The 24,121-nt window shown below is 73.7% G+C and carries 22 protein-coding genes and 1 other RNA gene; 11 read left to right on the forward strand and 12 right to left on the reverse strand.

From position 1 onward, the window contains the following. The first annotated feature begins 59 nt into the window (after positions 1-59). The 3 genes from ACIPM1_RS01440 (at position 60) to rnpB (ending at position 2,681) form a co-directional block, all read left to right on the forward strand. Positions 60-1,535 (forward strand): RNB domain-containing ribonuclease, encoded by a 1,476-nt coding sequence (locus tag ACIPM1_RS01440; RefSeq protein WP_402427352.1) that lies wholly within the window; start codon positions 60-62, stop codon positions 1,533-1,535. A 102-nt stretch (positions 1,536-1,637) separates the two neighbouring features. Beyond that, on the forward strand, positions 1,638-2,216 hold the full coding sequence (locus tag ACIPM1_RS01445) for a Uma2 family endonuclease (protein ID WP_402427355.1): 579 nt from the start codon (positions 1,638-1,640) through the stop codon (positions 2,214-2,216). A gap of 61 nt (positions 2,217-2,277) precedes the next feature. Continuing rightward, an RNA gene (gene rnpB / locus ACIPM1_RS01450) (RNase P RNA component class A) lies at positions 2,278-2,681 on the forward strand. A 46-nt stretch (positions 2,682-2,727) separates the two neighbouring features. Here rnpB and ACIPM1_RS01455 read toward each other — a convergent pair. Both ACIPM1_RS01455 and ACIPM1_RS01460 read right to left on the reverse strand, forming a co-directional pair. Further along, the gene (locus ACIPM1_RS01455; protein WP_402427358.1) at positions 2,728-4,167 is read right to left on the reverse strand and encodes an arylsulfotransferase family protein; all 1,440 of its coding nucleotides are present in this window, start codon (positions 4,165-4,167) and stop codon (positions 2,728-2,730) included. A gap of 582 nt (positions 4,168-4,749) precedes the next feature. Beyond that, positions 4,750-5,307: a DoxX family protein gene (locus tag ACIPM1_RS01460; RefSeq protein ID WP_402427361.1), complete on the reverse strand. Its 558-nt coding sequence runs from the start codon at positions 5,305-5,307 to the stop codon at positions 4,750-4,752. Positions 5,308-5,440: 133 nt separating this feature from the next. On the opposite strand from ACIPM1_RS01460, the gene ACIPM1_RS01465 reads away from it, so the two are divergent. Both ACIPM1_RS01465 and ACIPM1_RS01470 read left to right on the forward strand, forming a co-directional pair. Next, a complete protein-coding gene (locus ACIPM1_RS01465; RefSeq protein ID WP_356188471.1) occupies positions 5,441-5,767 on the forward strand; it encodes a nuclear transport factor 2 family protein in 327 nt (108 codons plus the stop codon). Between the two features lie 213 nt (positions 5,768-5,980). Then, positions 5,981-7,228 carry a D-alanyl-D-alanine carboxypeptidase family protein gene (locus ACIPM1_RS01470; RefSeq protein WP_402427365.1) on the forward strand — a complete coding sequence of 416 codons (1,248 nt, stop codon included), beginning with the start codon at positions 5,981-5,983 and terminating at the stop codon, positions 7,226-7,228. Positions 7,229-7,611: 383 nt separating this feature from the next. On the opposite strand, the gene ACIPM1_RS01475 is transcribed toward ACIPM1_RS01470, so the two are convergent. Together ACIPM1_RS01475 and ACIPM1_RS01480 are read right to left on the reverse strand one after the other, a co-directional pair. Beyond that, positions 7,612-8,370 (reverse strand): SDR family oxidoreductase, encoded by a 759-nt coding sequence (locus tag ACIPM1_RS01475; protein WP_402427368.1) that lies wholly within the window; start codon positions 8,368-8,370, stop codon positions 7,612-7,614. Between the two features lie 75 nt (positions 8,371-8,445). Continuing rightward, a complete protein-coding gene (locus tag ACIPM1_RS01480; RefSeq protein WP_402427371.1) occupies positions 8,446-9,474 on the reverse strand; it encodes a Gfo/Idh/MocA family protein in 1,029 nt (342 codons plus the stop codon). Positions 9,475-9,563: 89 nt separating this feature from the next. Between ACIPM1_RS01480 and ACIPM1_RS01485 the strand changes: the two genes are divergently transcribed. The 3 genes from ACIPM1_RS01485 to ACIPM1_RS01495 all read left to right on the forward strand — a co-directional run bounded on the left by ACIPM1_RS01485 (position 9,564) and on the right by ACIPM1_RS01495 (position 13,348). After that, the gene (locus ACIPM1_RS01485; protein ID WP_402427374.1) at positions 9,564-10,901 is read left to right on the forward strand and encodes a multidrug effflux MFS transporter; all 1,338 of its coding nucleotides are present in this window, start codon (positions 9,564-9,566) and stop codon (positions 10,899-10,901) included. After that, positions 10,820-12,028, forward strand: coding sequence for a serine hydrolase domain-containing protein (locus ACIPM1_RS01490; protein ID WP_402427377.1), 1,209 nt, complete (start codon positions 10,820-10,822; stop codon positions 12,026-12,028). The genes ACIPM1_RS01485 and ACIPM1_RS01490 overlap by 82 nt, the downstream gene beginning before the upstream one ends. 324 nt (positions 12,029-12,352) lie before the next feature. Beyond that, positions 12,353-13,348, forward strand: a complete 996-nt coding sequence (locus ACIPM1_RS01495) for a small ribosomal subunit Rsm22 family protein (RefSeq protein WP_402427380.1) — start codon at positions 12,353-12,355, stop codon at positions 13,346-13,348. Here ACIPM1_RS01495 and ddaH read toward each other — a convergent pair. Beyond that, positions 13,337-14,158: a dimethylargininase gene (gene ddaH / locus ACIPM1_RS01500; RefSeq protein ID WP_402427383.1), complete on the reverse strand. Its 822-nt coding sequence runs from the start codon at positions 14,156-14,158 to the stop codon at positions 13,337-13,339. The two genes, ACIPM1_RS01495 and ddaH, sit on opposite strands and share 12 nt — an antisense overlap. Before the next feature lie 242 nt (positions 14,159-14,400). Here ddaH and ACIPM1_RS01505 point away from each other — a divergent pair, with 242 nt between their 5' ends. Further along, the gene (locus ACIPM1_RS01505) at positions 14,401-15,138 is read left to right on the forward strand and encodes a bifunctional DNA primase/polymerase (RefSeq protein WP_402427386.1); all 738 of its coding nucleotides are present in this window, start codon (positions 14,401-14,403) and stop codon (positions 15,136-15,138) included. 297 nt (positions 15,139-15,435) lie between these two features. Here the strand turns inward: ACIPM1_RS01505 and ACIPM1_RS01510 are convergent, their stop codons facing one another. From ACIPM1_RS01510 to efeO, 4 genes are all read right to left on the reverse strand, one after another. Continuing rightward, entirely contained in the window at positions 15,436-16,437 is a 1,002-nt protein-coding gene (locus ACIPM1_RS01510; protein ID WP_402427389.1) for a hypothetical protein, read from the reverse strand. A gap of 202 nt (positions 16,438-16,639) precedes the next feature. Next, positions 16,640-17,491 (reverse strand): iron uptake transporter permease EfeU, encoded by an 852-nt coding sequence (gene efeU, locus ACIPM1_RS01515; RefSeq protein WP_402427392.1) that lies wholly within the window; start codon positions 17,489-17,491, stop codon positions 16,640-16,642. Positions 17,492-17,494: 3 nt separating this feature from the next. Then, positions 17,495-18,769, reverse strand: a complete 1,275-nt coding sequence (gene efeB / locus ACIPM1_RS01520) for an iron uptake transporter deferrochelatase/peroxidase subunit (RefSeq protein WP_402427396.1) — start codon at positions 18,767-18,769, stop codon at positions 17,495-17,497. Positions 18,770-18,783: 14 nt separating this feature from the next. After that, positions 18,784-19,923: an iron uptake system protein EfeO gene (gene efeO / locus ACIPM1_RS01525; RefSeq protein ID WP_356188447.1), complete on the reverse strand. Its 1,140-nt coding sequence runs from the start codon at positions 19,921-19,923 to the stop codon at positions 18,784-18,786. A gap of 204 nt (positions 19,924-20,127) precedes the next feature. Between efeO and ACIPM1_RS01530 the strand changes: the two genes are divergently transcribed. Further along, a complete protein-coding gene (locus ACIPM1_RS01530) occupies positions 20,128-20,772 on the forward strand; it encodes a PhzF family phenazine biosynthesis protein (RefSeq protein ID WP_402427399.1) in 645 nt (214 codons plus the stop codon). 93 nt (positions 20,773-20,865) lie between these two features. Here ACIPM1_RS01530 and ACIPM1_RS01535 read toward each other — a convergent pair whose 3' ends face one another. Both ACIPM1_RS01535 and map read right to left on the reverse strand, forming a co-directional pair. Beyond that, positions 20,866-21,513 carry a heme oxygenase (biliverdin-producing) gene (locus ACIPM1_RS01535; RefSeq protein WP_402427402.1) on the reverse strand — a complete coding sequence of 216 codons (648 nt, stop codon included), beginning with the start codon at positions 21,511-21,513 and terminating at the stop codon, positions 20,866-20,868. 78 nt (positions 21,514-21,591) lie between these two features. Next, a complete protein-coding gene (gene map, locus ACIPM1_RS01540) occupies positions 21,592-22,449 on the reverse strand; it encodes a type I methionyl aminopeptidase (protein WP_402427405.1) in 858 nt (285 codons plus the stop codon). A 58-nt stretch (positions 22,450-22,507) separates the two neighbouring features. Here map and ACIPM1_RS01545 point away from each other — a divergent pair, with 58 nt between their 5' ends. Further along, the gene (locus ACIPM1_RS01545) at positions 22,508-22,741 is read left to right on the forward strand and encodes a hypothetical protein (RefSeq protein ID WP_356188439.1); all 234 of its coding nucleotides are present in this window, start codon (positions 22,508-22,510) and stop codon (positions 22,739-22,741) included. Here ACIPM1_RS01545 and ACIPM1_RS01550 read toward each other — a convergent pair whose 3' ends face one another. After that, positions 22,742-24,061 (reverse strand): MFS transporter, encoded by a 1,320-nt coding sequence (locus ACIPM1_RS01550; protein WP_402427408.1) that lies wholly within the window; start codon positions 24,059-24,061, stop codon positions 22,742-22,744. Positions 24,062-24,121 lie beyond the last annotated feature (60 nt).

Here is a 24,121-nt window from a genome sequence, read left to right on the forward strand (position 1 = left end):
TGGGACTCCGCGCCAGCGTACGGCGTGCCGCCCGGGCACCCCCGGCCTACGCTCGCTGTATGCCCCGCCGCCGCATCCGCGTGACCGGCGCTCCCGGAGCGCCCCTGAGGGCCGCGCTCGCCGCCCTGCGCACCGCGCCGGGGGTGCCCGGCGGCTTCCCGCCCGAGGTCCTGGCCGAGGCCGAACGGGCGGCCCGGGACCCCGCCCTCCCCCTCGAAGCGCTTGCGGCCCGCGCGACCCACGCAGCCCGCGAAGACGCCACCGACGTACCCTTCTTCACCCTCTCCCGGCCCGGCGCCACCACCCTCGGCCGGGCCCTGCACCTGTCCCGGCGGGGCACCGGCCACCGCGTCCGGTACGCCGTCGCGGACGTCGCCGCCTTCGTCGTACCGTCCGGCCCGGTGGACGCCGAGACGCACCGCAGGGTCACCACGCTGTGCCTCCCCGACGGGAACGTCCCGCTGCACCCGGCCGTCCTCGGCGAGGGCGCGGCGAGCCTGCTGCCCGGGCGGACCCGGCCGGCCGTCCTGTGGACGCTCGACCTGGACGCGGACGGCCGTGTCCTCGCCGTGGACGTCCGGCGCTCCCTGGTGCGCAGCCGCGCACGGCTCGACCCCGCCGGGGTCCAGCACGCGATCGACGCCGGGACCGCCGAGGAGCCGCTCGTGCTGCTGGCGGAGGTCGGGCGGCTGCGCGAGGGGCTGGAGGCCGAGCGCGGCGGCATCTCGCTCACCGTGCCCGAGCAGGAGATCACCGTGTACGGCTCCGCGTACCGGGTCGCCTACCGCGTGCCGCCCCCCGTCGAGCGCCGGTACGCCCAGCTCTCCCTGCTGCCCGGCCTGGCGGCGGCCGAGCTGATGCTCAGGCAGGGGACGGGCGTGCTGTGCACCCTGCCCGCCGCCCCCGACGGCGCGGTCGGCCGGCTGCGCCGCACCGCGCACGCCCTGCGCGTCGACTGGCCGCACCACGTCTCCTACGCGGCCCTCGTCCGCTCCCTCGACCCGCACCGGCCGCCGCACGCGGCCTTCCTCCAGGAGTGCACGACCCTGTTGCGCGGCGCGGGCCACACCGTCTTCCGGGACGGCAGGCTGCCGGAGCTCACCACCCACGCCGCCGTCGCCGCCCCCTACGCCCACTGCGCCGCCCCGCTGCACCGCCTCGCCGACCGGTACGCCACCGAGATCTGTCTCGCCGCGGCGGCCGGCCAGGACCCGCCGGACTGGGTGCTCGCCGCGCTGGACGCGCTGCCCGCGGAGACGGCGGAGGGCGCCCGGCGCGCGGAGGCCGTCGAACGGGCCTGCCTCCGTGCGCTGGAGGCCGCGCTCCTGGCGGACCGGACCGGCGACGTGTTCGACGCCTGCGTCATCGACGTCGAGGAGCGGCACCCCACCACCGGCACCGTCCAACTGGCCTCCCCACCCGTCCTGGCCCCCGTCGAGAGCCCCGGGACCCCCCTCCCCCTGGGCGAGGACCTGCGCGTACGACTCACCCGTGCCGACCCCGTCACGGCCACCCTGTGCTTCAAACCCGCGTGAGCGCGCACGTCTGTGCCACGATCGAGGGAACGGTTCCCGATCTCATGGACAGGTGATCTTGGGATGTCCGAGTCTGGCGAGCGACCGAAGGAGGGGCGTGACATGACTGCCGTGGCGCACGAGCCCACCACGCCGGCCGAGGGACTGCTGGAGATCTTCCTGTCCCTCGACACCCCGGCAGGCTTCCGGGCCGAACTGATCGAGGGGGAGATCGTAGTGACGCCGCCGCCGGACGGGGAGCACGAGGACTACATCGAGCTGATCGTGAGGCAGGTGTACGGGCGGGCCCGTACCGAGATGCAGTTCTCCGGGAACAAGGGCTTGAAGCTGATCAGTGGAGGACACTGCCCGAAGAATCATGTGATCCCGGACGGCACCTTCGCGCCCAGGGCGCTGCGCCTCTACCGAGGAGCCGAGCCCTGGATGCCCTGCGAAGGCGTCGCCATGGTGCTGGAGGTCACCTCCACGAAGCCGGAGACCGACCGCGAGGCCAAGCGCCGGTGCTACGCCCGCGCCGGCATCCCGCTCTACCTGCTCGTGGACCGGGATGCCGCCTCGATCACCCTGTTCAGCGACCCGAAGGGCGACGACTACCCCGAGCTGTGCACCCGTCCCTTCGGCAAGCCCCTCTCCCTCCCCGAACCCTTCGCCTTCGACCTGGACACGACGGACTTCCTCTGACGGGGCGATCGGCCCGGACGAGAGGGGCCGGTGCGCCCGGTACCATGTTCGACACGGCAGACGAGCCGGGCGGGCGGCCGCGTGGAGTCCCTCAAGGGGCTTCCCGAGGAACGTCCGGGCTCCACAGGGCAGGGTGGTGGCTAACGGCCACCCGGGGTGACCCGCGGGACAGTGCCACAGAAAGCAGACCGCCGGGGGCTTCGGCCCTCGGTAAGGGTGAAACGGCGGTGTAAGAGACCACCAGTGCCCAGGGTGACCTGGGCAGCTAGGTAAACCCCACCCGGAGCAAGGTCAAAAGGAGCGCCGTGAAAAGCGCTCTGCGCGGACGTTCGAGGGCTGCCCGCCCGAGTCCGCGGGTAGACCGCACGAGGCCGGTGGCAACACCGGCCCTAGATGGATGGCCGTCGCCGGAGGGCCCGCGAGGACCCTCCGGAACAGAACCCGGCGTACAGCCCGACTCGTCTGCCCCTCATCGCGGCTCTGCGCTTCGAACGGCCACGCCGCGATTCCGTCATGGCCTCCCCCGTCGGCCGTGGCCCGGGAGAGTCACGACACGTGAGGTCCCCAGCACCCTGCCCCGCGCATTCAGCGCCTTCACCTGGAAATACGGTCCAGGGGACTTCGTGGTGACGGCTGTCTCGAATCCGGAGCGTGGGGCGTGCCTCACCACGACCGACAGGGAGTGGGGGTCGGACCCGGCGAGTACCCGCCATGCTCTGGTCTGCGTCGAACCGTTCCAGGAGGCGTAGACGACGTTGCCCCCGCCGTGGGCGCGTGCTGCGGCACTCGGGGGGTAGTCCGGGGTGCCGATCCATCTGTTCCGGAACGCTCGGTACGAGATGTCGGAACCCGGCAGCTTCGCCTCGTAGAGCAGGTTCCGCGAGGCGCTGCCCTGACTGTTTCCCTCTGGCGCGTATTCGGAGTAGTACGGGCTCTGGCCCCATCCGATGAAGGCGTTGCCGTTGCCGAGGACCTGTGTGTTTCCCTGGGTCGGCGACTCCAGCGGCGGCTGGTGGTAGTAGGCCCGGTCCACCGTCGCCTTCCGTTCGGGGAGGTCGAGGCTGAGGATCAGGCCGTGCGAGACCTGTGCGGGCGCGCCGTCGGGCAGATGGCAACAGCCGTTGTCGAACAGGCTGATCCGGTTTCCCGGCCGGTATCGGGCGTCGTGCTGCCAGGAGAAGTCCGCCTGGGGGCCGAAGGCGAAGTCGCTTTTCCTCCCCCCGATTTGATAGCGGATCCTCCCCGACCTCCGGGCGACGTCGTAGATCGCCCACATGTTCCGAGCGGAGATCAGCAGCCGGCCGTCAGGGCCCTCGTCGACCGAGTTGAGGTGGAAGGGATCCCACACCTCGCCGGGCGACGACGAGTTGGGCGCCGGCTCCTCGGAGTCCGCGGGGTCCAGGTGCTCCAGTGCGTTCCACGAGAAGAGCAGTCTGCCGGTGGCGAGGTCCACCTCCTGGATCTCGCTGTTCTCGATGGAGCCGTTCTTCCGCCCTCCGTAGGGCGTCAGATCCATGGGCACCGGCTTGGACGCGATGAACAGCGCGGTGCCCCTGCGGGTCAGGGTGAACTCGTGCTGGTCCGGGTAGTAGCCGTGATGCGCGAAGACCGTCTTGAGCAGGCGGAGGTGGCGGTCGTAGATGTAGTAGCATCCGCCCGGTTCCGGGGCGCCGGGCGGCAGGTTCGTGTACCACGGTGGCAGGGCGATGCTTCCCTGCCACCAGGTCAGCACCGGCTGCGCCCGGCCCCTGCGGGCGTCGTGATAGGTCTGGACCTTGACGTCGGTGTTCTGGAGGGTCGTGGAGGGGAGCGGGCGGAACCAGACCGGATCACCGGAGTCGTCGTTGATCAACGCCCCGGTCTGACCGGTCACCCTGCCCGCGCTGTACGGGCCCACAAGGATGTCTCCGCGGGCCGTTCCCGCCTTGTCCGCGGTCACGGTCACCCGCATGGGGTGAAGGCCCGGCTCGGAGACGAAGCTCCACACATCGTTGCCCGAGAGGATCGGGGGCGGAGGACTCTGCGTCGGAGGGAAGGGCTCCGTGGCGCACAGGTGGTGGCCGGCTTGCGGACTCGACGCCGCTGGAGGCACGCAGCTCGCGACGACGCACCCCGCGGCGATGCCACTGGTCTCCGACCCAGGAGGACCAAGGCGGGGGACTTCCCGGCCGACCGTAAGTGACAGGGTCGGTCCGCACCCGCTCGAGCCCGCCGAGGTGGACCGTTCGGCGCACGCGGCCTCACCCGGGCAGACGACAGAGGCATCGGAGGCCCCTGAGACGTTTCCCCCTGCCCGGTCCACGAGGAGCCACCGGTCCAGCACCCTGGAGCTGCCGGCCCGTCAGGATCCGTGCCGTCGGGACTCATTGCGGCACCGAACGGCGCGCCGGCGGACCGGGCGAGAGACGAGCCCAGGAACAGGCGCACCGCACCGACGCGGTGGCGACCGCCTTCCGGCTCTGGCGTGCGCCGCACCCGGCGAGTGCCGGGCGGCCAGGGACGCAGCGTGCCGGGCGGTCGCGCCCGGGCACGTCTACTCCATCAGGTCCTCCTCGAACAGCGCCTCCTGTTCGCCCTCCCGCTGTCTGCGCAGCCGACGGTTGCGGGTGCCGACGACCACCGCCGTCGCCGCGGCCACCGTCGCGAACGCCGCCGGCACCATCCAGCCGCGGTCGACCGCGTGGCCGAGGGCGTGGTCCAGGGAGAGGCGGCCGGGGCCCGCCACGGCGAGGCCGGCGGAGGTCAGGCCGAGGGTGGCCGCGTACTCGTAGCCGCCGCTCTGGGCGAAGAAGCCGTTGGGCGCGTGCACCGCCGCGGCCCCCGCCATCGCGCCGGCCGCCGACGCGCCCGCCGCGGGCGTCGCGAGCCCCAGCGCCAGCAGCAGGCCGCCGCCCGTCTCCGCCAGTCCCGCCGCGGTGGCGCTCGCCCGGCCCGGCCGGTAGCCGACGGACTCCATGAACTGGCCGGTGCCCCCGATGCCGCCACCGCCGAACCAGCCGAACAGCTTCTGCGCGCCGTGCGCGGCCAGCACGCCGCCGGTGCCCAGTCGGAGCAGCAGCAGGCCGAGATCGCGTCGGTCGTAACAGGTCACGGTGACTCCCGAGGCAGACAGCAGGAACACATCCCCTTCCGCGTTTCCACCGTCGCACCCGCGGCGCCCCCCGGGCCCGTCCTGGGCGCCGTTCGGGTGGCGGGGGGCCGGGGGCGGTGTGAACCTGACCGACATGACGATTTCGACCGCCAAACTGAGCGACCCGGCCGTCCGTGCCTTCGTCACCGCCGTCAACAGCCACGACCGCGAGGGCTTCATGCAGCTCCTCGCGCCCGGCGCGACCATGTCGGACGACGGTCTGGACCGCGACCTCGCCGAGTGGATCGAGAAAGAGATCTTCTCCACACACGGCCACATGGAGGTCGACAACGAGTCCCGGGGCGGCCGCGCGCTCCTCGCCCGCTACAGCAACGACACCTGGGGCGAGATGCGCACCCGGTGGAGCTTCGTCGTCGCCGACGACGGACGGATCTCCCGGTTCGAGACCGGGACGGCCTAGCGGCCCAGCGGCCCCAGCAGCAGGCCCAGCGGGCCCCGCAGGCCCCGCAGGCCCAGGCAGAGCGGGCCCAGCCATCCGGCCGGAAGCCGGGGGGAGGGCGAGCCGAACTCCTGCGTAAGGCCACCTGAACGGAACGTGGCTTTGATGATCCTTTGATCGTGCTTTGAGGCCCCCCTGTGCGCGGGCACCGCCTCAGTCTGTACGGTCCCGACCGTGCGTGATTCGTCTCGGTTCCCCCGTCCGACCCCCGCCCGTCCGTCCCGGCGATCCCTGTTCGCCGTCGCCCTCGCCGCGGCCGTCCCGCCGGTCGCCGCGGCCGCCCCGGCCCAGGCCGCGGCCCCCGCCACCACCCCCGCCGTCGGCGGAGAGCGGCTCGCCCGCGACGGGGTGCAGGTGAACGGAGCCACCGACCTGCCGAAGGGGCTCAGCGCCCGCTCCTGGCTCGTCGCCGACGCGGACACGGGCGAGGTGCTCGCCTCCTACCGCGCGCACCGGCCCCTGGCCCCCGCCTCCACGCTGAAGATGCTGTTCGCCGACACGGTGCTGAGGAAGTTCCACCGCGCCGAGCGGCACACCGTCACCGCCGCCGACCTGGCCGACATCCCGCCGGGCTCCAGCCTCGTCGGCATCAGGCCCGGGATCACGTACACCGTCGAGCAGTTGTGGCAGGGCGTGTTCCTGCGCTCGGGCAACGACGCGGTGCACGTGCTCGCCCACATGAACGGCGGCGTGGCGAAGACGGTCGCCGAGATGCAGGCCAGGGCCGCCGACCTGCAGGCCCTGGACACCCACGTGGTCAGCCCCGACGGCTTCGACCATCCGGGCCAGCTCTCCTCCGCGTACGACCTGACGCTGTTCGCCCGGCACGGTCTGAAGGACGCCGACTTCCGCGCCTACTGCGGCACGCGGACCGCCGCCTTCCCGGCCGGCGGGAAGAAGACGTTCCAGATCCAGAACACCGACCGTCTGCTGACCGGCTCGTGGGGCCTGCGGACGTACGACGGCCTGATCGGGGTGAAGAACGGCTACACCAGCGACGCCGGCAACACCTTCACCGGCGCGGCCACCCGCGGCGGGCGCACCCTGCTGGTCACCGTGATGCACCCCGGCAGCGGCGGCAACGGCGTCTACGAGGAGACCGCCGCCCTGCTCGACTGGGGCTTCGCGCAGGGGCCCGCGACACGGGCGGTGGGCGCGCTGGTCGCCCCGCTGAGCGAGGGCGGCGCCCGTGCGGGCGCCGAAGCCGTCCGGAAGGCCGTGCGGGCCGCGGCCGGGGCGCCCGGCATGGCGGTGGGCAGGCCCTCGGCGTGGCGGCTGCTCGAAGGGGCGGGCGGAACGGTCGTGCTGCTGGCCGGCGGGGTGTGGGCGCTGCGCCGCCGGCTGAGGCCGGCGACGGCCGGGGCGGACTCCGGGGGCAAGGACTCCGGGGGCAAGGACTCCGGGGGCCGGCACCGGCGCTGACCCTCGCAAGGGGCGGCAGGCCGTGAAGGAGAGCGGCAGAGGGTGAAGGGGGCCGACCGTGGGGGAGAGCTGCGACCCTTGACGGGCGGCAGTCCGTAAGAGGCGGCGGGCGGCGCTGAACGCCGAGATGGGCGGCAGCCGTTCCGCGCACCGTTGCGCACCCCGCGGTCCCGCGGCGGGGGCCACCCCCAGCCGGTGCCGTGGAACGGCTGCCGCCTCCCCCCTCGGTGTGGCTCTCGGCACCGTCGGCGGAAGCGCGCCCCTCCAACTGTGAAGCTGTTGTGGAGGAGATGAAGAGCATAAGCCCGCTATAGGCCCAGATGGTGCGGAGTTTTTTGTTCCGCTTGTGTGGATTGCCTTTTCGGGGCCGGGCGCGGTACCGCTCAGCCCCGCCCGACGTACGGCATTCCCGTCGCCAGCACCGTCGCGAACTGCACGTTCGCCTCCAGCGGCAGCTCCGCCATGTGCCGCACCGTACGGGCCACGTCGGCGACGTCCATCACCGGTTCCGGGACGACCTCCCCGTTGGCCTGGAGGGCGCCGGTCCGCATCCCGGCCGTCATGCCGGTGGCCGCGTTGCCGATGTCGATCTGCCCGGCCGCGATGCGGTACGCCCGCCCGTCCAGCGACAGCGACTTGGTCAGTCCCGTCAGCGCGTGCTTGGTGGCGGTGTACGGCGCCGAGTGCGGCCGGGGCGCGTGCGCCGAGACGGAGCCGTTGTTGATGATCCGTCCGCCCTGCGGGTCCTGCTCCTTCATCCGCCGGTACGCCGCCTGCGCGCACAGGAACGCCCCGTTGAGGTTGGTGTCCACCACGTGCCGCCACGCCTCGTAGGGCAGGTCCTCGACCGGCACCCCGCCGGGCCCGAACGTCCCCGCGTTGTTGAACAGCAGGTCCACCCGCCCGAAGCGTTCCACGGTGGCCGAGAACAGTGCGGCCACCTCCTCCGGCCGCGACACGTCGGTGCGCACGGCGAGGCAGGCGGCCCCCGGCACGAGCTCCGCCGTCTCCGTGAGCGTCTCGGGGCGCCGCCCGGCCAGCGCCACCGACCAGCCCGCGTCCAGCAGTTCCACGGCCACGGCCCGCCCGATCCCGGAACCGGCGCCGGTCACCACGGCGATCTTCGCATCCCTGCCAGTCATGCCCCGGAGCGTACGAGGGCGCTCCGTCATACGGAATCCACTGTCCGCCCCGCGGATGCGGACGTCCGGAAGGCCTCAGACGAGCACCGGCTCCGCGTCCTCCCCCGGATAGCGGACCCCGATCCGCTCCCGCACCGCGTCCAGCGTGCGCATCACGGCCAGGGTGCCGTCCAGCGGCACGAGCGGTGACTCGGTCTCGCCCGCGCGCAGCGCGCGCATCACCTCCAGCGCCTCGTGCCGCAGGCTGGTGCGCGGGCCGTCGGCCGGGTCGGCGGCGAACTCCTCCGGCTCCCGGCCGTCGCGGTGCAGGACGAAGCGGTCCGGGTGGAAGAAGCCGGACGGGACGTCGATGCGGCCCCGGGAGCCGGTGACCGAGGCGGAGGTGGCCGTACCGCCGGTGATGGAGCAGTGCACGGACGCCAGGGCGCCGCCGTCCCAGGAGAGCAGGGCCCCGGTCTGCAGGTCGACGCCCTCGGGGGAGAGCACCCCGCGCGCCGTCACGTCCGCCGGCTCACCCAGCAGGAGCTGCGCGAACGACACCGGGTACACGCCGAGGTCGAGCAGCGCCCCGCCGCCCAGGTGCGGGTCCCGCAGCCGGTGCGCGGGCGGGAAGGGCCCGGAGAGCCCGAAGTCGGCCTGGACGGTGCGCACCTCACCGATCGCGCCGTCGTCGACCAGCGCCTTCAGCCGCCGTACGAGCGGGTTGCAGTACATCCACATGGCCTCCATCAGGAAGCGCCCGCGCTCCCGGGCCAGCGCCACCAGCTCCTCGGCCTCGCGCAGGTTCAGCGTGAACGGCTTCTCGCACAGCACGTTCCGCCCGGCCTCCAGGCAGAGCCCGGCCGCCGCCCGGTGCGCCGCGTGCGGGGTGGCGACGTAGACGACATCGATGTCCTCGTCCCGGGCGAGCGCCTCCCAGCCGCCGTACGCCCGCGGTATCCCGAACCGCTCCGCGAAGGCCCGGGCCGACTCCTCGCCGCGCGAGGCGACCGCCACCACCTCCGCGTCCGGCAGGTCCACCAGGTCCGCCGCGAAGGCCGCCGCGATCCCTCCCGTCGCCAGGATCCCCCAGCGCACCCTCTGCTCCGCCCTCGGCTCCCTCATCGAAGGACCCCACCCTCGCTCGTGTGACGCTCGGCACCGTGTACGAGCTGAGAGCATAGGGGGCGGATCCGATGAAGAGGGAGGGACGCATGCCCGAGGGCGGGGCCTCGACACCGCACGCCTCACCGGCGGCCATACCCAGGACGGGGCCCTCGGGGCCACCGACGCGCGCGCGGCGCCGCACCGGCCCGCTGCTCACCCTGGTCCTCGGCGGCCTGACCGCCACGCCCCCGCTGGCGATGGACATGTACCTCCCCTCCCTGCCGGAGGTCACCCGCTCCCTGCACGCGCCCGCCGCGACCGTCCAGCTCACGCTCACCGCCTGTCTGGCCGGCATGGCGCTGGGGCAGCTCGTGGTCGGCCCGATGAGCGACCGGTGGGGCCGCCGCCGCCCGCTCCTCGCCGGCCTCGCCGTCTACGTCCTCGCCACCGCGCTGTGCGCCTTCGCGCCCACCGTCGAGTTCCTGGTCGCCTTCCGGCTGGCGCAGGGTCTAGCGGGCGCCGCCGGGATCGTCATCGCGCGGGCGGTGGTCCGGGACCTGTACGACGGCGTGGCCATGGCCCGCTTCTTCTCCAGCCTCATGCTGATCTCCGGAGTCGCCCCGATCGTGGCCCCGCTGATCGGCGGTCAGATCCTGCGGGTGACCGACTGGCGGGGGGTGTTCGTGGCGCTCACGGCCGTGGGGCTGCTGCTCGGCGCGGCCGTCCTCACCCGGCTGCCGGAGACGCTCCCCGCGGACGGGCGGCACGGCGGAGGCGTCGGCGAGACGCTCGGCGCCGTGCGCCGGCTTCTGGCCGACCGCGTCTTCACCGGCTACACGCTCGCGGGCGGCTTCGCCTTCGCCGCGCTCTTCGCCTACATAGCGGCCTCGCCGTTCGTGATCCAGGAGATCTACGGCGCCTCCCCGCAGACCTTCAGTCTGCTGTTCGGCCTCAACTCGGTCGGGCTGGTCGTGGCCGGCCAGATCAACGGCAAGGTGCTGGTCGGACGGGTCCGCCTGGACCGGGTGCTGGGCGTCGGCCTGACCCTGATCGTCCTGGCCGCGACCGCCCTGCTGCTGATGGCGTCCGGCGTCCTCGGCGAGGCGGCCCTCGCCCCGGTCGCCGCCGCGCTGTTCGTGCTGATGTCCGCGATGGGCATCACCCTGCCCAACACCCAGGCCCTGGCCCTGACACGCACCCGGCACTCCGCCGGCTCCGCGTCCGCCCTGCTGGGCGCCACCTCCTTCCTCATCGGCGCGATCGCCTCCCCGCTCGTCGGCATCGCCGGGGAGCACACCGCCGTCCCGATGGCCGTGGTGCAGCTGGTGGCGGCACTGGCGGCCCTGGCCTGCTTCGCGGGACTGTGCCGCCCCTGGAACACCCGTGCGAGCGGTGGGGCCCTGTCCTCCCCGCGCGGAGCCGAGAGCCCCGGGGAGGAGAGCTGAGCACGTCGAAGCTGCGTCCCGGGACACCGGAGCGCGCCGGGCTCGACCCCGGTGAACTCAAGCGGCTCGTCCACGAGGTCCAGGAACTCACCACCGGGGACCGCCCCTGGGCGCCCGGCGCCGTCGTGGTCGCCGGGCGCGGCCCGGTGATCACCGTGGCCGAGGCGGCGGGCTGGGCCGTGCGGTACTCCGCCCACGACCCGGCGACCGACCGCGGCGTCGAACTGCCGCCCGAGCGACGGGTGCCGATGACCGTCGGCACCCCCTTCGACCTCGCCTCGCTCACCAAGCTGTTCACGGCGGTCGCCGCGGTGCAGCAGATCGAGCGGGGCACGCTCGGCATCGACGCGCGCGTGGGGGCGTACCTGCCGGACTTCGGGGCCGCCGCCCGGCACGGCGTCACCGTACGGCAGCTGCTCACCCACACCTCCGGGCTGCGCCCCGACCTCCCGCTGTACGACTGCCCCGACGACGCCTCCCGGTCGGCGCTGCTGCGCGCGGAGGCGCCGGTGGGCCCGCCCGGCACGTACGTCTACTCGGACCTGAACTTCCTCCTGCTCCAGCACCTCCTCGAGCGGCTGACCGGGCGCGGCCTCGACGTCCTCGTGCGCGACGGCATCACCCGCCCGCTGGGCATGACGGCGACCCGCTTCGGACCCTGCCCGGGCGCCGCCGCCACGGAGGACCAGCGGCGGCCGTGGGCCAAGGCGGACCGGGGGATGCTGCGCGGCGAGGTCCACGACGAGAACGCCCGGGCGCTGGGCGGTGTGGCCGGTCACGCGGGCCTGTTCTCGACCGGGCGGGACCTCGCCGTCTTCTGCCGCACCCTGCTGGCGGGCGGGGCGTACGGTCCCGCCCGGATCCTCGGCACCGACTTCGTGGAACTGCTGCTGACCCCGCCGGGCCTCGGCTTCGCCGTGGACCAGCCGTGGTTCATGGGCGAGCTCGCGGGGCGCGGGGCGGCGGGGCACACCGGCTTCACCGGCACCTCCCTGGTCCTGGACCCGGCGACGGACACCTTCCTGGTGCTCCTCGCCAACACGGTCCACCCCCGCAGACGCCCGCCGGACAGCGGCCCCCGCGCGGCGGCGGCCACCCGGTTGGCACGCGCGGTGCGGGCGGCCTAGGGGAGCGCTCGCGGTCGCGGTTCGTGGCTGGGGATGTCGCCGGGTGGGCGGTGGTTGCGCTGGGGTGGTCGTCCGGTGGGCGGCGGTGGTCGTCCGGGGAGCGGTGGTTGCCGTCGGCGTGAGCGGCGGTGGTCGTCCGGTGGGCGGCGGTTGTCGTGGCGGCGGTGGCCCGTGGGGGCGGCCGTTGTCGCCGGGTCGGTCGTCCGCGTGGCGCCGGTGTCGCCGGGGCCGTCGCCCGCGTCGCGGTGGTGTCGCCGGGGCCGGCGTCCCGCGGGAGCGGTAATGGCGTCCGGTGGGGTGGCCGGCGGCTCATAGAATCGGCGGGTGAACGTCCCCCTGTCCCCGGCCGAGTCCCTTCGCGCCGCCCTCGCCGGTCTGCTCGACGGGCTCCCGCCCCGGCAGGCCGCGGGCGCCGTCGAGCGGCTGATCGCCAACTACCGGGGGAGCACCCCCACCGACGCCCCCATCCTGCGCGACCGCGCGGACGTGGCCGCGTACGCCGCGTACCGGATGCCGGCCACCTTCGAGGCCGTACGCGCGGCCCTGGCGGCGTTCGCCGCCGCGGCCCCCGGATGGCGGCCCGCCGGTCATGTGGACGTCGGGGGCGGGACCGGCGCCGCCACCTGGGCCGTCAGCGCCACCTGGGACGGCCCGCGTCCGGTGACCGTGCTCGACTGGGCCGAACCCGCGCTGGCGCTCGGACGGGAGATCGCCGAGGCCAACCCGGCGCTGCGGGACGCCCGCTGGCAGCGCGCCCGGATCGGCGCGGCGCTCGTCCTCGACCCGACCGACCTCGTCACCGTCTCCTACGTCCTCGGCGAGCTGACCGGGGACGACCGCGCCGCCGTCGTCGACGCGGCCGCGGCGGCCGCCCAGGCCGTGGTGGTCGTCGAACCGGGCACGCCCGACGGCTACGCCCGCGTCATCGAGGCCCGCGACCGTCTGCTGGGGGCGGGCTTCCGGGTCGCCGCGCCCTGCCCGCACAGCGCCGCCTGTCCCATCGTGCCCGGCACGGACTGGTGCCACTTCTCCGCGCGGGTGAGCCGCTCCTCCCTGCACCGGCAGGTCAAGGGCGGCTCCCTGCCCTACGAGGACGAGAAGTTCAGCTACGTCGCCGCCACCCGCTTCCCGGTGTCGCCGGCCCCCGCCCGGGTGGTCCGGCGCCCCCAGATTCGCAAGGGCCAGGTCCTCCTCGACCTGTGCGAGGCCGACGAGCGGCTGAGCCGCCGCACGGTCACCAAACGCCACGGCGACCTGTACAAAACGGCCCGGGACACCGACTGGGGCGACCGGTGGCCGCCCGAAGCCTCAGACGCGTAGCTCCTGGGAGCAGCACTTCACGGCGCCGCCGCCCTTGAGGAGCTCGCCCACATCCACACCGACCGGCTCGAAGCCCCGTTCCCGCAGGGCGTCGCACAGACCGGCCGCCGCCTGCGGCAGCACCACGTGCAGACCGTCGGAGACCGCGTTCAGGCCGAACGCGGCGGCGTCGTCGTCGGTCGCGACCAGCGCCCCGGGGAAGAGCCGCCGCAGCACCTCCCGGCTGCCGGGGGAGAAGGCGGGCGGGTAGTACGCGATCTCGTCCGCGGCGTCGTCGAGGACCGCGAGCGCCAGGTCGAGGTGGTAGAAGCGGGGGTCGACCAGTTCCAGGCCGATCACCGGGCGGCCGAAGAACTCCTGCGCCTCGCCGTGGGAGAGCGGGTTGGTGCGAAAGCCCCGGCCCGCCAGCACGTAGGAGGCGGTGACCGCGAAGTCGCCCTCGCCCTCGTTGATGTGCACGGGCACGTGCAGGTGGGTGAAGCCGTTCGCCGCGAACCACTCCAGGTGGGCCTCGGCCTCCGGCTCCCGCTCCGGGTGCGCGAACCGGGCACCGAACACCCGGCCGTCGACCACGGTGGCGCCGTTCGCCGTGAACACCATGTCGGGCAGGCCGGGCTCGCAGGGCAGCTCCTCCACGGTGTGGCCGAGCGACCGGTACACCTCGCGCAACTGCTCCCACTGGGCGAGGGCCAGCGCGCCGTCGACCGGCTTGGCCGGGTCCATCCACGGGTTGATGGAGTACGTCACGTCGAAGTGCGCGGGCGGGCACATCAGATAGCGCCGGGCTGTGGCGCGGCGGGAACGGGCCAAGGCGGGCTCCTCGGGTGCCGCAGGGCTGCGGGGGACGTACCGCGGGTTGTCGTGGGCGGGGGTCCGGTGGATGGGAGTGCGTGCTGCGTGGTGCGTCTGGTGCCCATGGTGCGCCGGGCCGGCCCGCCGCGCGCGGTGACCCCGCCCCCTTGGGGGACCCCGGATCCGGCCTCCGGACCCCGGGGGCGCAGGATGGTGGGACCATGGGGCATGGTGACCACAGCGGCGAGGCGAGGGGATAGATGAGCGCGGAGTTCGGCGGACGCACCGGCCGGCAGGGCAGGCTCTCCCAGTGGCTGCGGGGACGACGCCCGAAGGAGAGCGCCGGCGACGGCGGCCGGGAGGCCCAGTTGCTGGCCGCGGCGGCCGCGGGCCTGCCCCTGGCCCCCGCCGCGCATCCGGCGGCCGGCTTCCGCTGCTCCTGCGACCGCGTCGGTTGTCCCACGCCCGCCCGGCACCCGGTTTCCTTCGCCTGGCAGACGCAGTCCACGACCGACCGCGCGCAGATCGAGCGCTGGGCCCGGAACCAGCCGCAGGCCAACTTCATCACCGCGACCGGCATGGTGCACGACGTCCTCGACGTCCCCCTGGAGGCCGGCCGGGCGGCCCTCGCGCGGCTGCTCGCGGCCGGCGTCGAGGTCGGCCCGGTGGCCGAGAGCGACGACGGCCGCATGCTGTTCTTCACCCTCACCCGCGGCACCCCCGAGGACGAGGACGAGTGGTGGCCGTGCGAGCTGGACTGCCACCCGGAGACGATGGACGAGCACCCGGGACTGCGCTGGCACTGCCGCGGCTCCTACGTCCTGGTGCCCCCCGCCCGGCTGCCCGGCGACGACGGCCGGCGGGTGCGCTGGGTGCGCGGCCCGGAGCACGCGCTGCCCGACCCGCTGAGCCTGCTGGAGGACCTCACCGACGCCTGCGCCCGCCACACCGGCGAAGAGGCCGACCACGCGGGCTCGGCCTGGCCACTGCGCCGCTGAGCCCCGCCCCGCGGGCCTCGGACGGGACACCGCCCCGCCTGGCCAGGGCGGGGTACGAGCACTCCACTCGCCCTGCCGGCCTTGGGCGAACCCCCGGCCCTGTCGGCCCCGCGCGGCCCGGGAGGGGCGCGGACGCCGCGCGCGCTGCCGGCCTTCGCGCGGCGGGAGGGCGTACGTGCGCTCCTCGCCTCGAGGCTGCCCCGGTGGGACGCGGGTGACCCTCGCCGCTCGCGGAGCCCGGGTGCTACCGGCCCCCGCGCGGCCGGGCAGCGTACGGGCGCGCTTCTCGCCCCGGCGCTACTCGCCGCGTGCCGCCGTCAGCCCCTGGACGCGCCCCAGCATCGACACCTGGCGTCCGCCCGCGGTGCGGCCCGGGTCGAGGGCGACCTCGTTGGAGACGAACTCCATCGTCAGAGACTGCTTGACCTCGCCGGTGGTCAGCGCCTGCACGTCCTTGTTCTGCGCGGGCACGGAGGCACCCGCGGCGGCCGTCTGCTTCTGATAGTGGTGCGTGGTGAAGAACACCAGCGCGCCGCCGTCCGCGGTGCGCAGCGCCAGTGGGGCGTAGTCGCCGCTCGTCAGCGGCTCGTCGATGTACTGGGTGGCCAGGCCCGGCCGGGTGGCGCCCTTCTCGCGCGCCGTGCGCCACCCCGTGGTGTGCGGGCCCGCCGCGAAGGTGTTCCCGCCGCTCTTCAGGTATCTCGCGTAGTCCCCGCTCAGCTCGCCCGGCGCGACCGCCACGTCGGCGGAGTCCGCGGGCACGGCCTCGGCCCAGCCGTCGGCGTCCTGCCGGAACCGCGGTACGTCAGCGGGCGCCACCAGCGTCAGATACGCCACCCGCCACGGTTCGGCGAGGCCGCCGCGGGTGAACACCAGCAGCCAGCGCGCGTCACCGCCCTTGTTGCCGCGGGCGTCGGCGAGGAACCAGCGCGGCCAGCCGGCCTTCTTGGGGATGGTGAACTTCGCGTCGGTCAGTTCCAGCGGCGTGTGCGCCGGGTTGCCGCCCGGGTGGTTGGCGTGCCCGGCCTTCAGCCGGGCCGCGTCGATGGCGGCGAGCGCCCCGGTGACGTGGCGGGCGTCCAGGGAGGCGTCGTAGGCCTTGTCGGCCGCGTTGTAGGCGGCGGTGAACCGGCCGAGCGCCTTCTCGGCCTCCACGCGGGTGGCGGCCGGGAGCACCTCGCGCTCCCCGTGCACCACCACGCACCCGCTCGCCGTCCACGCCAGGGCGGCCACCGAGGCCGCCAGGACCGCCTTCCGCCCGAGCCTGCGAAGCCTGCCAGAGCCGCGAACCCTGCTCATCAGCTACCTTCACCTTCCCCTTCCCGGAGGCGAACCCTACCGGGGCGGGAAGGCACGCGAGTGCCGGGTTCCCTCTACCGTGACCGACCCGGGCGGCCCGGCCCGTCGTCACCGTGACCGACCCGGGCGGCCCGGCCCGTCGTCACCGTGACCGGCCCGGGCTGCACGGCCCGTCGTCACGACGGCCGGTCCGGACGGACCGTCAGACCTTGTCGTGCACCGGGGGAGTGGACGGCTGCGGCTTCCCGGCGCCCGAACCGGCCGGCGCGAAGAACAGCGTCAGCGTCGGGACCAGGTACACCAGCCACACGGTGGCCTGGAGGACCGTCGGGTCGGGCTGGAAGTTGAACACACCCTTCAGCAGGGTGCCGTACCAGCTGTCCGGCGGGACGGTGTCGCTGATGTCGAAGGCCAGGCTGCCCAGACCCGGGATCCAGCCGGCCTCCTGGAGGTCGTGCACGCCGTAGGCGAGCACGCCCGCCGCGACCACGACCAGCATGGCCCCGGTCCAGGTGAAGAACTTGGCGAGGTTGATCTTCAGGGCGCCGCGGTAGAACAGCCAGCCCAGCACGACCGCGGTGGCCAGGCCCAGCGCCACGCCGATCAGCGGGCGCGGGGTGCCGTCGGAGGCCGCGTGCACCGACGCCCACACGAACAGGGCGGTCTCCAGGCCCTCACGGCCCACGGCGAGGAACGCCGTGGCCACGAGCGCGCCCGTGCCCATCGCCAGGGCGGCGTCGAGCCGGCCGTGCAGCTCGGACTTCAGGTGCCGGGCGGTGCGCCGCATCCAGAACACCATCCACGTCACCAGGCCGACCGCGACGATCGACAGCGAGCCGCCGAGCGCCTCCTGCGCCTCGAACGTCAGCTCCTGCGAGCCGAATTCGAGGACGGAGCCGAAGCCCATGGCGATGGCCACGGCGATGGCGATGCCGGCCCAGATGGGCTTGAGCGCGTCGCGCCGGCCGGTCTTGACCAGGTAGGCGATCAGGATGCACACGACGAGGCTGGCCTCCAGCCCCTCGCGCAGACCGATCAGGTAGTTGGAGAACACGGACTAAGCCTCCTCGGACAGCAGCGAACGGCCCCACCAGTCGCCCGCGTCACGGACACCGGGCGGGACCGCGAAGACCGCCGAACCCACGTGCTGGATGTACTCGTTGAGCGCGTCGTGCGCCGCCAGCCTGCGCTGGAGCGGGATGAATCCCTTGCGCACGTCGCGCTGGTAGGCCAGGAAGAACAGACCGGCGTCCAGGCGGCCGAGGCCGTCGGTGCCGTCGGTGAAGGAGTAGCCCCGGCGCAGGATGGTGATGCCGTCGTTGGAGTCGGGGTGCGCGAGCCGGACGTGCGCGTCGGGCTTCATCGCCTTCAGGAACGGCGCGTCGTGCTCCTTGGCCCTGCCGACCGCGGCGCCCTCGCCCTTGTCCCGGCCGAAGACGTCCTCCTGCTCCTGCAGCGAGGTCCGGTCCCAGGTCTCGATGTTCATGCGGATGCGGCGGGCGACCAGGTACGACCCTCCGGTCATCCAGTCGGGCCCGTCGCCGTCGCCGACCCACACGAACTTCCTCAGCCGGTCCGGCTCGGTGCCCGCGATGTTGCGGGTGCCGTCCTTGAACCCGAAGAGGTTGCGCGGGGTCTGGGCGTGCGGGGTCGTCGACGAGGTCTTGCCGAAGCCGAGCTGGGACCAGCGGACGGCGACCTTGCCGAAGCCGATGCGGGCCAGGTTGCGGATCGCGTGCACGGCGACCTGCGGGTCGTCCGCGCAGGCCTGGACGCACAGGTCGCCGCCGGTGCGGGAGCGGTCCAGGTTGTCGCCGGGGAACTTGGGCAGGTCCACCAGCGCGGCGGGCCGCTTGTCCGCCAGCCCGAACTTGTCGAACAGCGACGGACCGAAGCCGATGGTCAGCGTCAGCCGGGACGGCCGCAGGCCGAGCGCCTCGCCGGTGTCGTCCGGCGGGGCCTCGGCGAGCCCGCCGTACGCGCCCTCGCCGACCGCCTTCCCGGCGGTCATCCGCCGCGCGGCCGCCGTCCACTCCTTCAGCATCCGCACGAACTCGGCGCGGTCCTCGGTCTTCACGTCGAACGCGGCGAAGTGCAGCCGGTCCTGGACGGCGGTGGCGATGCCGGCCTGGTGCGCGCCGTGGAACTCCACCGCGGCGCCTGTCTCGGCGGCGACCGGGTCGGCGTCCTGGCCGGCGCGGGTCATCGCCGCCGCGCCACCGGCCGCGGCGGCGCCGAGCGCGAGCCCGGCCCCGCCCCAGCCGATCAGGGCGCGCCGGGAGGGCGCCTTCGCGGGCGTGCTGTCGGTGGTGGCTTCCCGGGTGTCCGTCATCGTTGTGGGTCCCCTCACTTCACGACGGTGGCGGCGAGCTTGGACAGCGGCTCGGCGAGCGCGTTCACCGCGTCCGAGAGCTCCTTGCGGTCGTCCTGGCCGACCTTGTCGTAGGAGACGAACTCGTACGGCGTCTTGCCGGCGCGGTACTTGTCGAGCAGCGCCTCGAGCGCCGCGAACTGCTTGTCGAGCTCCTTGGTGAGCGCCGGGTCGTTGGCCTGCGCGGCCGGCTTCAGCAGCTCGTAGGCCTTCTGGGCGCCCTCGACGTTGCCCTTGAAGTCGACCAGGTCGGTGTGCGAGTAGGCCTCCTCCTCGCCGGTGACCTTGCCGGTGGCGACCTCGTCGAGGAGTTCCTTGGCGCCGTTGGCCATGGAGGTCGGGGTGATCTCGGCGGTGGCGACCCGCTTCTGCCAGTCCTTCAGGTCGGTGACCAGCTGACCGGCGAGCGTCTTCTCCCCGGCGCCGATCTTCTTGTCCTGCCACAGCGCCTTCTCCAGGCGGTGCCAGCCGGTCCACTTCTGGCCGCCCTCCAGGCCGTCCTCGCGGACGTCGACCTTCGGGTCGATGTCGCCGAAGGACTCGGCGACCGGCTCGGTGCGCTCCCAGCCCAGCCGCGAGGGCGCGTACGCCTTCTTCGCGGCCTCCAGGTCGCCGGCCTGGACCGCCTTGGCGAAGGTCTCGACCCGGGGCAGGGTCTCGTCGGCCTGCGTCTGCACATAGGCGCGGTAGCCGGCGACGGCCTTGTCGAGCGCCGGGTCGCGCTTGGCCGTCGAGCCGCCGGTGGCCCGGACGTCCTGGCGGATGCCCTTGCCCTTCATGCCGGGCTTGCAGGCGATCCGGTAGGAGCCCGCCTTCACCTCGGCGGTGACCTTCTGCCGGGTGCCGGGCCCGATGTTCTCGCGCTCGGCGACGACCCGGTCGTCCGGGAAGAGGACGTAGACCTCGGTGACCTTCGAGCCCTTGTTCTCGATGTCGAGCTCTATGTGGCCGGCCGGGAACTGCTTCTTGGACACCTCGCAGGCGTCGTCGGTCGCGGTCACGCTGATCACGTGGTCGCCGTCCCCGGCCGTGCTTTTCTGCGTGCAGGCCGTCAGGGAGGTCAGGGCGGCCGCGGTGGCGGCGGCGGTGACGACGGAGAGTCGGACGGCTCGCATGCAGGCTCCAGACGAGAACGGTTCGGTGAGGCTTTCCTAAGTTACCTGAGGCTTACCTCACTGGAACCCACCCCCTCCGTGATTCAGCTCGCACGGAAAGATCGCAGACACGGCTCGATCGCGACAGTGCAAAGTAAACACCAAGGAGAGGTAAAGAGAAGGTCAAGGGAGTGTCCGGCGTGGCGTCGGTGCTTCAATGCCCGGGTGACTGACTACGACGTGCTGCGCGTGTTCTGCGGACCGCGGGGCGGCTACGGCAACGAGCTCGGCGTCGTCCGCGACGGCGCGGCGATCCCGGAGCGGGACGAACGCCAGGAACTCGCGGCGAAGCTCGGCTTCAGCGAGACGGTGTTCGTCGACGACCCCGAGCGCGGCGTCATCGACATCTACACCCCCACCCTGCGCCTGCCCTTCGCCGGTCACCCCTGCGTGGGCGCGGCCTGGCTGCTGGACGTGCCCGAGGTGGTGACGCCCGCCGGGGTGGCCGGCGCCCGCCTCGACGGGGAGTTCTCCTGGATCGAGGCGCGGGCGGAGTGGGCGCCGCCGCGCACCCTGCGCCGCTACGCGACTGCCGCCGAGGTCGACGCGCTGCCCGTGCCGCCGCCCGGCGAGTGGGTCTACGCCTGGGCGTGGGAGGACGAGCCCGCCGGACGGGTGCGCGCCCGCGCCTTCCCGGGGCGCGACGACGGCGTCGACGAGGACGAGGCGACCGGCGCGGCCGCCCTGCTGCTCACCGAACAGCTGGGCCGCGCCCTCAACATCACCCAGGGCGCCGGCTCGCAGATCCTGACGGCGCCGCAGCCGGGCGGCTGGGTGGAGGTCGGCGGACGGGTCGTCCTGGAGCGTTAGACGCGTCGTCGCATCAGGCTGAACCGGTTCGCAGCAGGTCGTACCCTGCTGCGGCGGGACGCATCCGGCGGAAGTGGTACCGCCCGGGGCCCGCTACGCGCTCAGCGGGAACTCCTCGCCGAGTTCGGCGAGCACGGCGCTGTTGAGCGCGAAGGAGCGCTGGCACTCCGCGACCATCCGCTGCCGCTCCAGGTCGTTCGCCCGGAGCTCGTCCAGCCGGTGCCGGTAGTCGCGCTTGAACGCGGCCGGACTGTCGATCCGGTCGAAGACGTAGAAGCGGACCCCGTCGCCCTTGCGCGGGAACCCCCAGGTCCGCTCCGCCCGGTCGCGGATGATCTGGCCGCCGGAGAGGTCCCCGAGGTAGCGGGTGTAGTGATGGGCGACGTAGCCGGCCGGCCAGGCGTGGGCGCACTCCGCGATCCGGTCCGCGTACACCCGGGTCGCCGGCAGCGCGTCGAGGGTCGAGCGCCAGCCGGGGCCCCGCAGGTGGGCCAGATCCCGCTCCAGGGCCGCCAGGCGCATCAGCTCCGGCCGTATGAACGGTCCGGCCACCGGGTCCGAGGCCAGCGTCCCGGCGCCGCTCTCCAGCGCCTCGTAGACGAACCAGAGCTGCTCGGTGTAGCGCGCGAACGCCTCGACGCCGAGCCGGCCGCCGAGCAGGTGGCCCAGGAACGGCGAGGCCTCCGCCGCCCGGTGCTGTTCCTGCGAGGCGGCCCGGACGACCGCGGAGAAGGGGTCCATGCGCTCTCTCCCCGGGGCGTGAGGTTGCCGACATACTGTCGGTAAATCGTATCCCGGGACGGTGGCGGGCGCACCGGCCTATGGCAGCGTGAGGATCTCCGCCCCCGAGTCCGTCACCACCAGCGTGTGCTCGAACTGCGCCGTGCGCCTGCGGTCCTTGGTGACGACCGTCCAGCCGTCGTCCCAGACGTCGTACTCGTAGGTGCCGAGCGTCAGCATCGGCTCGATCGTGAAGGTCATCCCGGGCTGGATGACCGTCGTCGCGTGCGGGCTGTCGTAGTGCGGGACGATCAGGCCGGAGTGGAACGACGAGTTGATCCCGTGCCCGGTGAAGTCCCGCACCACGCCGTACCCGAAGCGCTTGGCGTACGACTCGATGACCCGGCCGATGATGTTGATCTGCCGGCCCGGCCGGACCGCCTTGATCGCGCGGTGGAGGGCCTCGCGGGTGCGCTCGACCAGCAGCCGGCTCTCCTCGTCCACCTCGCCGACCAGGTAGGTGGCGTTGTTGTCGCCGTGCACCCCGCCGATGTACGCGGTCACGTCGAGGTTGACGATGTCGCCGTCCCGCAGCACCGTCGAGTCCGGGATGCCGTGGCAGATCACCTCGTTGACCGAGGTGCACAGGGACTTGGGGAAGCCCCGGTAGCCGAGCGTCGAGGGATAGGCGCCGTGGTCGCACATGAACTCGTGCGCCACCCGGTCCAGTTCGTCCGTGGTCACGCCCGGCGCGATGTGCCGGGCGGCCTCCTCCATCGCCTGCGCGGCGATCCGCCCGGCGACCCGCATCGCCTCGACGGTCTCCGGCGTCTGCACCTCCGGACCGGTGTACGGCTTCGGCGCGGGCCGGCCGACGTATTCGGGGCGGCGGATGTTTCCGGGCACGGAACGGGTGGGGGACAGCTCCCCCGGGACGAGCAGCGACTGGCCAGACATGTCAGCGAGTCTATCCAGGGGCGATGGGGGAACATGTCCCTGGCGAGAGGAGCTGGTCATGGCCCTGTTCAAGAAGCGGACCGCCGGAAAGCCGGGCGAGTGGTACTACTGCCTGGAGCACAAGAAGGTCGAAGAGGGACCCGAGTGTCCCGCCAAGGACCGGTTCGGCCCGTACGCCTCCCGTACGGAGGCCCAGCATGCGATGGAGACCGCCCGCGAGCGCAACGTCGAGTGGGAGACCGACCCCCGCTGGCACGACGCCCCGGCGGGCGGCACCCCCGACGACGACTGATCAGACGCCCGCCCGCATCGCGGCTGCGCGCGTCTCGCGCAGCCGCACGGCGTGCTCGTCGGTCCGGGCGTCGTAGGTCATCAGCCTCGGCAGGCACAGGGCCAGCAGCCCGACCGCGCCCGCGCACAGCAGCCCGCCCGACCACACCGAGGCGCGCACCCCCGCCCACGCGGCGACGCCGCCCGAGCGGACCTGGCCCAGCTGAGGCCCCACCGAGTACGACAGCAGCTCGATCCCGGCCAGCCTGCCGCGCAGCTCGTCGGGGATCGTCTGGTTCCACATCGCACCCCGGAAGATCCCGCTGACCATGTCGCAGCCGCCCGCGACGGTGAGGCACAGCAGCACCAGCCACACGTTGCCGACGACGCCGGCCGCGGCCACCGCCACGCCCCACGACAGGGCCGCCAGCACCACCGCCCGCCCGTGCCGGTGGACCCGTGAAGTCCAGCCGCCGGCCAGGCTCACCAGCAGCGACCCCAGTGGGAGGGTCGCGTACATCAGCCCCAGCGACCAGCGGGCGTGCAGCTCGTCCGCGAGGAACGGCAGGACGGCCAGCGGCATCGCCAGGAACATCGCCGCCAGGTCGACGGCGTAGGTCCCGAGCAGTTCCTTCCGGCTCCAGGCGTACCGGGCGCCCTCGGCGATCGAGGCCAGTGACGGGCGCGCCGCCTCGCGGGACGCGGGCTGCGCGGCGATGCGCACCACGAGCAGCACGGAGACGGCGAAGGTGGCCAGGTCGGCCGCGTACGCCGTGGGCAGCCCCGCGAAGGCGACGACCACGCCCGCCACGGCCGGGCCCGCCACACCGCCGAGCGTCCAGCGCAGGGAGTTCAGCGAGGTGGCCGCCGTGAGGTGCTCGTGGGCCACGATCCGCGGCCACAGCGAGTCCAGTGCGGGCCGCTGCACCGCGGTCAGGGCCGAGGAGAGGGCGGCGACCGCGTACAGCGGCCAGACGGCCGGGCGCGGCAGGAGCGCGTCGGCCAGCAGCGCCGCGCTGAGCACCCCCTGACCGACCTCGGTCCACAGGATCAGCAGGCGCTTGTCCAGGGCGTCGGCGAGGGCGCCGCCGTAGAGCCCGAACACCACGAGCGGCACCAGCTCCACGGCCCCGATCGCGCCCACCGCCGCGGCCGAACCGGTGAGTTCCTTCATCTGCACCGGCAGCGCGACGAGGGTCAGGAAGCTCCCGAAGTTCGAGATCAGCCCCGCCACCCACAGCCTGCGGAAGTCACGGGAGTGCCGCCAGGGGGCGAGGTCGGGGAGCAGGGCCCGAAGGCCGGAGGGAGACGTGCCGGTGGCTGCCGGGGCGTGGTCGGTCACGACGGTTCATGCTCGGCGCGGACGCGGCACCGGGCAACCGCTTTTCAGGGCGCCGCGCCG

This window comes from Streptomyces sp. NPDC086766 (assembly GCF_044746005.1).
Classification (GTDB): Bacteria; Actinomycetota; Actinomycetes; order Streptomycetales; family Streptomycetaceae; genus Streptomyces.

Coding starts and splice junctions, on each gene's coding strand:
- ACIPM1_RS01465 (WP_356188471.1), top strand. CDS start 5,441: ATGACGATTTCGACCGCCAAACTGAGCGACCCGGCCGTCCGTGCCTTC.
- ACIPM1_RS01480 (WP_402427371.1), bottom strand. CDS start 9,474: ATGAGGGAGCCGAGGGCGGAGCAGAGGGTGCGCTGGGGGATCCTGGCG.
- ACIPM1_RS01535 (WP_402427402.1), bottom strand. CDS start 21,513: ATGGACCCCTTCTCCGCGGTCGTCCGGGCCGCCTCGCAGGAACAGCAC.
- ACIPM1_RS01455 (WP_402427358.1), bottom strand. CDS start 4,167: ATGCGGGTGACCGTGACCGCGGACAAGGCGGGAACGGCCCGCGGAGAC.
- ACIPM1_RS01445 (WP_402427355.1), top strand. CDS start 1,638: ATGACTGCCGTGGCGCACGAGCCCACCACGCCGGCCGAGGGACTGCTG.
- ACIPM1_RS01485 (WP_402427374.1), top strand. CDS start 9,564: ATGCCCGAGGGCGGGGCCTCGACACCGCACGCCTCACCGGCGGCCATA.
- efeB (WP_402427396.1), bottom strand. CDS start 18,769: ATGACGGACACCCGGGAAGCCACCACCGACAGCACGCCCGCGAAGGCG.
- ACIPM1_RS01510 (WP_402427389.1), bottom strand. CDS start 16,437: ATGAGCAGGGTTCGCGGCTCTGGCAGGCTTCGCAGGCTCGGGCGGAAG.
- efeO (WP_356188447.1), bottom strand. CDS start 19,923: ATGCGAGCCGTCCGACTCTCCGTCGTCACCGCCGCCGCCACCGCGGCC.
- ACIPM1_RS01440 (WP_402427352.1), top strand. CDS start 60: ATGCCCCGCCGCCGCATCCGCGTGACCGGCGCTCCCGGAGCGCCCCTG.
- ACIPM1_RS01475 (WP_402427368.1), bottom strand. CDS start 8,370: ATGACTGGCAGGGATGCGAAGATCGCCGTGGTGACCGGCGCCGGTTCC.
- ACIPM1_RS01505 (WP_402427386.1), top strand. CDS start 14,401: ATGAGCGCGGAGTTCGGCGGACGCACCGGCCGGCAGGGCAGGCTCTCC.
- map (WP_402427405.1), bottom strand. CDS start 22,449: ATGTCTGGCCAGTCGCTGCTCGTCCCGGGGGAGCTGTCCCCCACCCGT.
- ACIPM1_RS01545 (WP_356188439.1), top strand. CDS start 22,508: ATGGCCCTGTTCAAGAAGCGGACCGCCGGAAAGCCGGGCGAGTGGTAC.